Raw genomic sequence first — 7,126 nt, 5'->3', positions numbered from 1 at the left:
GCCACGCCACCGATCACATCGGCAAGATCAATGACGAATGGCCACCCCGTGATAGCCATCCAGAGAGACGGTCAACAATCGGTCGCCCACCCGGCGGCCCTGGCGGTGAGCTTCGCCCGTGGTCCTGCCAGCGGGTGCTCCTCTGTGAACGTCGTTCTCGGGCAGTCCGGGTCCGGGCACCGCCAGACACGTTTGGCCCACAGCAGCCGCACCGGGCGGCCGAAACAGGGAATGTCATGGAGACGGACCTGGCGGCGTCCATGCCCGACCGCGATGACGCCGCAGTCGGCGCAGCCGGTGACGTTCTCCCCGGTTTCGACGCCCAGAAGCAGGCCGGTACCGGTTGCCGTGACGGAGCTGACGCGGACGCCCTCGACACCGAGCAGCGCATCCGCGCGCGTGCACCAGCGGCCACCGGAACACGACATAGAGTTATTCATGTCAGGGTCTCTTTTGGGTATTGGTTGCTTGGTCGCGACCAATTCAAAGAGGCCCTGACCTCTTTCCTGCCGCACCACGCCGCAGCTGCATGCGGCCACGCCCTGCCCCCGGCGTCAGACGGCCCTCACCCTGCTCATCGTCGAAGGCCCAAGGCGACCGGCTTCCCGGCGAACGCGGCCGCAGGCGCCGGACTCCTCCGGCCGCCAGATTGTGTGCACGCCAACGTCGAGCAACTTCCGCTCACCGACGTCCGTGATGACCCAGACAAATCCGTGTTCCGGAAACGTCATGTCAACCCGCCCGTACCACAATGCCCCGGTTTCATGATCCCTCACAGCGATGCGGTGCCCGCGGGCCAGGGACAGGAAGACTTCGATTTCGCATTCTGTCAGCGACTCTTTCAACCCATTCCTCCCCGGCGCTGCGCCGAGAGCCGCCGTACGCAGGGAACAGCCGGCCTGGCGGGCGGCGGGGCAGACCATGCTAAAAACGCTGCCAGCCGGCGCGCCGGAGAGATCGCTCTGCTGTCCGTTCATCGCAGCCCGCTCCCCCACCTTTCGAGTGTCACACCGCGTGGAACGTCGCTGTCCAGGCGCGCTTCATAGCGGCCCGGGGCGAGGCGGGCCACCGAGATGCCGACGTGTTCAGCCATCGCCGCCGGCTTCAGCAGATCCACCGCTTCATCCAGGGCGGCGTCCAGTTCTTTTCGGGTGTGAACGGCGACGACGAGACAACCGGGTGCTGCGTGCATGGTCAAATCCTTAATCTGAGGGCGGTGATCAGTACTTTGGGACACGCCAAATGTCCCTGGGACGGAACGGAGGAGCGGCAGCCCGCCGGCATGATCAAGCCAGGGCCCAAATCCCGGCGGCCCCGGCGGAACCTAGGGGACCAAGGCTTCCGGCAGAAGAAGGGGCAGGACCGTGGAACGCTGCAGAACGGCGGCGGTTTACCTCCGACAGTCCCATGATGGTGGCTTCAACATCTTCCAGGGATTGCTGAATCCAGGCGAGGGCGGCCAGGTCATCGGAACTGTGGGCCGCGTCGATTGATGACGCCTCTAGGAGCGCAGCCCGGCGGCTGATCCTGCCGGAAAGTTCGAGGATCAACGGCGGAATCATGGCCAGGGATTCACCCCGCGTTAGGTGCGCGAAGGCTTCTTTTCCAGCGCCACGGTGGGTGACGGCGACCGTGAGGGCCAGATCTGAGGAGTTTGTGGTCATGGGTCTGTCCTTCAGGTTGTTCAAAGTCCTGGTCTTTTCGGAGTGCTTCCGGTACGACGGAAGGGGAGTCTCGGGTGGTTCGTCCCGCCGCAGATCGTCCGCGCCGCAGGCACACTGAGGTGTACTACTGATGTGAGACACAGTTTGAAAGGATTGTGCTCATGTCTGCTCGACCTACCTATTCCGATGAGTTCAAGGCTGATGCCGTTGAGCTCGTGGTTTCATCTGGCCGTTCGCCGGCTTCTGTCGCTCCGGAGCTCGGCATTTCCGTCACCGCGTTGAAACGCTGGGTGCGGGTGTCCCGTGAGGGGCAACCAGGCGGTGGGGGGAAACCGGATGATCCGGTGGATCCTGCGAAATACAAGGCGTTGGAAGCACGGATGCGTGAGCTGGAGAGGGAGAACGATTTCCTGAAAAAAGTTTCGGCGTTCTTCGCCAAAGAACAACGGTAGAGGACTTGTACCGAGTTGTTCAGGAGAAGAACGCCGACTTCCCGGTGGCCTGGATGTGCCGCCAGCTTGGTCTCCCACGGGCGACGTATTACCGGCGGCTGGACGCCGGCGACACCCCGACTGCGCTGCGCCGCCGGGAACTGACGGATCAGGTGAAGACCGTCTTCGATTCCTCCGACGGGATCTTCGGGCACCGCATGGTCCATGCGAAACTTGCCGCCGCCGGCATCGAGGTTTCGGTGGGCACTGTCGCGGGGATCATGGCCGAAAACGGGTGGGCGGCAAAGCGGATGAGAGCGTTCAAGCGCACCACGATCGCCTCGGATCCGGATAAAGTCTTCGAGGACCTCATCGGCCGGGACTTCACTGCAGAAGCCCCTGGAACGCGTCTGGTGGGCGATATTACCTACCTGCGCACCGGCGAAGGGTGGCTGTATTTGGCCACTGTCATTGACCTGTGCACCCGCATGGTCGTCGGCTGGGCCATGGCTGAGCACATGCGCGCCTCGTTGGTTACCGGAGCCCTGACGATGGCCAGGGACAGCGGCCACCTGAGCCCCAACGCCATTTTTCACAGCGACCACGGAACGCAGTACACCTCCCGGGAAATGGGCGCCTGGTGCGCAGGAAACAAGATCCGCCAATCCATGGGCGCCACCGGGGTGTGCTGGGACAATGCAGTCGCAGAATCGCTGTTCTCATCCCTGAAAAACGAGTTCTACCATCACCACAGCTTCACCACCCGCCAGGACGCCAGACGGGCGACCATGCGCTACATCGAAGTGTTCTACAACCGCTGGCGCCCTCACACCAACAACGAGGGTCTGCCGCCCGCGACAGCAATGGCCAACTTCACAACCAGAAACCAGCCGCTTCCCGCTGCTGCCTGACCGAAAAGAAACTACCCGACTGTCTCACATCCTTGACACACCTCACACCGTCCGCCACCGGAATGGGCCTGCGGCACGGACGGTCTGCGGCTCTACAAGCCCGGGCGCACCTCCCGATCGACGCAGCCAAATACGAAACGGCAGCTTTCAAGGCCGCGTTCTCCACGGCCCGGTCTTTGGTTTCAACAACACCGACCGTCAGTGCCCCTGCCCGGCCGAGACATCAACCATGCTTAACTGCGAAGGGCCCTTAAAGCGACCCCGTACTGCTCCGGCAGTACTTTCCAAAGGGCACGGACCTGAACGTGTGGAGTTAGACCAGCTCGATGACGTCTGCGACGGACTCAACGACAGGCCCCGAGCATGTCTCAACGACCGCTCGCCACGGGCAGCCATGCAACGATTAGGACACCGGATGCAAACACATCTAATTCGCAACGTTCACTAGAAACCGCCCCGTATATCGGGGGCTGATCCTCGGCGCCAACGCAGCACGGGACCTTCGCAGCAGGGCCTATCGGCACCCCTCCCGGTCCCGCGGAACGTCGATCTGCACCGGGCCTGTCGTCTCCGTCAGCACGGTCTGGGACCGCGTTCCGTTGCGCGAGTTGGCAGTATCCTTCGCCGCCGTGTCGTGCCGTTCATAACCGAGGTGCTCGGTCAGTTCCTCGTCCAGGGCGGTTTCGATGACGGTCTTGGTCAGCTGCTTGAGCAGTCCGTCAGGACCGGCCAGGGACAGCCCCTGCTCCCTCGCCATCCTGACCAGCTCGCGGGCAGCCTCGGCCTCGGATTTCTCTGTCAGTTCGTCAACGGTTTTCGTACTCGGCACAGCCTCAAGTGTTGCGGCCATATCGGGCTCCTTCCCGCCAGGCTTGCCGCCCCGGCGTGTCGAGCCGGATACACCGTTAATTCCCCAGTCCCTGCCCGGGCAGCACGCCGCTGAAGAAGGCGAGGTTCCTGAAGGTCACCGGCGCCGAGAAGATGTCCGCAGCAGCGGTGATCGGCGCGTATCACGACCTGTGGCAGGTTGAGGCGTCCTTCCGCATGACCAAGTCCGATCTGAAGGCCCGGCCAGTGTGAGCCCCGCCCGGCACCGATCTCAGACCCAGAACCGGCCGCAGCCGAGGGCTTCCACGATGGGGACCGCTTCTTCCTCCGCCCCCTCTGGCGGGGCCAGCCAGTGGCCCGTGGAAGGGGGAGCGGAATCAGGGGTAGAATCCACCCCGCGGGAGGACCGCCATGCCCCAATGCGGGCCGCCCTGCGGCTGTCGCCCGCCGAAGGATCCCGCGCTTGTGCGTCATCCGGCGCCTGCGCCGGGCCGGCCCGGCGCGCTGAGCGCAACCGGCACACCAGCCCGGGCAACAATTCCCTCAACCGGGTTCGTCCGGGGAGGACGGAGCCACGGGCGCCGCGATCTCTTTCACGGGCACATCACGCCCAGCCGAAAACCGCCGCTGTCTTCGGCCCCTCTCCCAGAGCCCACCGTGGTCGCCGGAAACCGGACACGAACAGGGGGGCCACTTCAAGAGATACAGGCCAGTTTGTCCGCGATCGCGGTGTTCGACTCGCACGCCGAAGCCAGCAGCACGATCTGGGCGCGCTGCGCCAATCCGGCACGGACTCGAAGACCCCGTCAAGCGGGATAGTTCCCCAGGATCACCATCAACGACGCGTCGCATAGCTGGCGCTGCGACGGCCTGCGTAGTCCGCCAGGATTCGAACGAAGTCCTCGGTTCGCTCCGCGAAGACGTTGTGGCCCGCGGTTCCCAGGATGTGCAGGCTCGTGGTCTCCGAGACGAGGGCGAGCTTCTGGTAGAAGGCGATGCCCAGGTCAACCGGCGCCGAGCGATCGTCGCGGCCCCAGACGACTTCGACGGGAATATTGACCTCGCCGGCGAAGAGGCGAGCGCGGATGTCGTCCTTCGCCGCCTGAAGACTCGGCTCCCAGTATTTCTTCTCAACCATCGGGTAGGTCTTGAGGGCGTTCTGGTGGTTCTCCTTGACGTACTTAGCGGCGGCCGCATTGATTTGTTCCTGCGGCACCGGGGTCACGTACAGCGCACGGAAGTAGGCTCCGCAGATCTCCTCCGGAGACGCGTCCGCCGGAAGCGAACGCGTGATCGCGTCGTAGAACTCAACGTCGCGGAACTTAGCGTCGGTGCCAGCGAGCGTCGCGCTCGACACGATGAAGAGACCTTTGGTCGACTCCGGCATGTCAAGAGCGAGCTTGCTCGCCAGCAGGCCACCGCGCGAGTGCCCGACCAGAATCATGTCCTCGAGTCCCAGAGCGTCGATGAAGCCCCTGGCGTGCTTGACCACCGCATCGAACGTCCACTCGGCATGCGTCGGCGCGAGGTCAGTCTCTCCCTGCCCCAGCTTGTCGAAGGTCACGACGCGGAAGCCCTTGTCGACCAGAGGAGCGATGACGGGAGCCCAACCATCCCCGCCGACCGGCATGCTCATACCCGAGTGGCCACCGTGGATCAGGAGGATGACCGGACCCTCGCCCTGATCGATATAGCGCGTCCTGATTCCGCCGACGGATATGTAGTTCACGGACAGGTCTGTGTTCAACTCAAGCCTCCTGATCAAAGCAACTGGCTCGCCTATGGGGCGAGTATCTGCCATTTCTGTCACACAGAGAAGCCTTCTGTCAAGAGGGATCCGTGATTCAACGCCGGTGACAAGTTGAACGCCCGCGATCGCCGTCGACATCCCGGTCGTCGGTTGACGCTCGTTGTGCGCCAGCTGCTGATGGGGCCCGCCGAGCCCATCCCGATTGGTACGCCTTGGTTGACGTGAATACACGCCGATACAACAGCAACCACAACCGGCTGGCTGCCAGGCGCCATACCAACATCCGTGCGCCTACTCGACATTGGCTCTCCACGGCTCCACTGGGCCGCCTGGCCAGCGTCAACGCGATCGAGTAGGCGGGCGACCGCCACGAGCTGCGAAGCCCGGATTGAGCGCAACCATTGACGAACGACGAGCGAGTGGATAGCACCCATCAGAGTCACTCTCTGCCTAACAGAGGGCAGTGGCCCACAGGCCATCATGCTCCAACTGGAATGCAGCGCCAGGTCAATCTCCCCCAGGAAGAGAGATTGACCTTCGACGTGAAAATGCTCTCGAGCGAGACAAAAAGCTTCTGCGACGCGACATGCCGTCGCGTGTTCGACACAACTTCGCTTCAAGTGGTCGGATGCATCAGTGATCGCGAATTAGACACATGGAGAAGTTCGACATTCTCACCCTCCGCCTATTAGAGAAGGAAGACTGACCAATGAAACAAACACTGTCCAAATTCGAGTCTGAGTCGGTACGTACCCACTCTCGCCGTGCCGCCATCGCCGCCGCAGCCGGTAATGTCTTGGAGGGTTATGACATCGGGATTTATGGCTATTCGGCGGTTATCCTCGCCAAGCTCTTCTTTTCTGACAACGGAACCGGCGCGTTGATCTTAACCTTTGCCGTCTTCGCCTCCGGCTACCTCACGAAGCCACTGGGCGCCGTGCTGTTTGGCCACATTGGAGACCGTTACGGCCGGCGCTTGGCTCTCGTTACTTCAGTCCTGCTCATCGGTATTTGCACGGTACTTATTGGTGTGCTGCCAACCCAGGCCTCCATCGGAATTTCTGCGCCTATCCTACTTACAATTCTCCGCCTGCTCCAGGGCATCGCAGCTGGAGGCGAATCATCTGGCTCGGCCATCTTTATGGTTGAGTCGGCCCCGCCCGCGCACCGCGGCCTCTACGGAAGCTGGCAGCAGGTAAGTACAGCTGGAGGTCTATTGCTTAGCTCGGGAGCGATTGGTGTCCTGTCAGCCGTATTCACTCAGGAAGAAATTTTCGTTTGGGCATGGAGGATCCCCTTCCTTCTCGCCATATTCACAACTCTCGGAGCCCTGTGGCTGCGCCTCGGAGTCGAGGAGACCCCCACGTTTGAGGCACTCGAAAAGAGTGATGCAGTTGTGCACAACCCATTGATGGTTAGCATCAAAAAATTCTGGAGAGAGATAGTCGTGACCATCGGGGTCGCGAGAGCAATGATCAGAACCTGTGGATCCCGGGCGGGCGTGCCTTCCCGGAAGATGATCTGCAAGGAATCCGAATTCTG

8 protein-coding genes and 2 pseudogenes are annotated in these 7,126 nt (G+C 62.4%); 4 read left to right on the top strand and 6 right to left on the bottom strand.

The genetic code is table 11. The features are described from left to right. Positions 1-71 precede the first annotated feature (71 nt). From ACJH6I_RS31420 to ACJH6I_RS31405, 4 genes are all read right to left on the bottom strand, one after another. Positions 72-440 (bottom strand): transposase family protein, encoded by a 369-nt coding sequence (locus tag ACJH6I_RS31420; protein WP_406785178.1) that lies wholly within the window; start codon positions 438-440, stop codon positions 72-74. A gap of 114 nt (positions 441-554) precedes the next feature. Continuing rightward, positions 555-977 (bottom strand): hypothetical protein, encoded by a 423-nt coding sequence (locus ACJH6I_RS31415; protein ID WP_156525812.1) that lies wholly within the window; start codon positions 975-977, stop codon positions 555-557. Continuing rightward, positions 974-1,192 (bottom strand): hypothetical protein, encoded by a 219-nt coding sequence (locus ACJH6I_RS31410; RefSeq protein WP_047040755.1) that lies wholly within the window; start codon positions 1,190-1,192, stop codon positions 974-976. The genes ACJH6I_RS31415 and ACJH6I_RS31410 overlap by 4 nt, the downstream gene beginning before the upstream one ends. A gap of 94 nt (positions 1,193-1,286) precedes the next feature. Continuing rightward, on the bottom strand, positions 1,287-1,664 hold the full coding sequence (locus tag ACJH6I_RS31405; RefSeq protein ID WP_047040757.1) for a hypothetical protein: 378 nt from the start codon (positions 1,662-1,664) through the stop codon (positions 1,287-1,289). 161 nt (positions 1,665-1,825) lie between these two features. Here ACJH6I_RS31405 and ACJH6I_RS31400 point away from each other — a divergent pair, with 161 nt between their 5' ends. Beyond that, a complete protein-coding gene (locus ACJH6I_RS31400) occupies positions 1,826-2,116 on the top strand; it encodes a transposase (protein ID WP_047040760.1) in 291 nt (96 codons plus the stop codon). Positions 2,117-2,121: 5 nt separating this feature from the next. Continuing rightward, positions 2,122-3,006 (top strand): IS3 family transposase, encoded by an 885-nt coding sequence (locus tag ACJH6I_RS31395; protein ID WP_082901982.1) that lies wholly within the window; start codon positions 2,122-2,124, stop codon positions 3,004-3,006. A 523-nt stretch (positions 3,007-3,529) separates the two neighbouring features. On the opposite strand, the pseudogene ACJH6I_RS31390 reads toward ACJH6I_RS31395, so the two are convergent. After that, positions 3,530-3,856: pseudogene (locus ACJH6I_RS31390) on the bottom strand (transposase); the annotation flags it as partial. Positions 3,857-3,933: 77 nt separating this feature from the next. Between ACJH6I_RS31390 and ACJH6I_RS31385 the strand changes: the two are divergent. Continuing rightward, a pseudogene (locus ACJH6I_RS31385) lies at positions 3,934-4,083 on the top strand (IS1634 family transposase); the annotation flags it as partial. Between the two features lie 586 nt (positions 4,084-4,669). Here the strand turns inward: ACJH6I_RS31385 and ACJH6I_RS31380 are convergent. Continuing rightward, entirely contained in the window at positions 4,670-5,581 is a 912-nt protein-coding gene (locus ACJH6I_RS31380; RefSeq protein WP_226519336.1) for an alpha/beta fold hydrolase, read from the bottom strand. Between the two features lie 712 nt (positions 5,582-6,293). On the opposite strand from ACJH6I_RS31380, the gene ACJH6I_RS31375 reads away from it, so the two are divergent. After that, positions 6,294-7,126 (top strand): MFS transporter (locus tag ACJH6I_RS31375; RefSeq protein WP_052773276.1); only part of this gene is annotated, 833 nt, incomplete at its 3' end.

The organism is Mycobacterium sp. SMC-13 (assembly GCF_045311035.1).
Classification (GTDB): domain Bacteria; phylum Actinomycetota; class Actinomycetes; order Mycobacteriales; family Mycobacteriaceae; genus Mycobacterium.
The sequence above is the reverse complement of the archived record's forward strand: the minus strand, read 5'-3'. Positions and strand labels throughout refer to the sequence as shown.

Coding starts and splice junctions, on each gene's coding strand:
- ACJH6I_RS31400 (WP_047040760.1), top strand. CDS start 1,826: ATGTCTGCTCGACCTACCTATTCCGATGAGTTCAAGGCTGATGCCGTT.
- ACJH6I_RS31410 (WP_047040755.1), bottom strand. CDS start 1,192: ATGCACGCAGCACCCGGTTGTCTCGTCGTCGCCGTTCACACCCGAAAA.
- ACJH6I_RS31420 (WP_406785178.1), bottom strand. CDS start 440: ATGAATAACTCTATGTCGTGTTCCGGTGGCCGCTGGTGCACGCGCGCG.
- ACJH6I_RS31415 (WP_156525812.1), bottom strand. CDS start 977: ATGAACGGACAGCAGAGCGATCTCTCCGGCGCGCCGGCTGGCAGCGTT.
- ACJH6I_RS31405 (WP_047040757.1), bottom strand. CDS start 1,664: ATGACCACAAACTCCTCAGATCTGGCCCTCACGGTCGCCGTCACCCAC.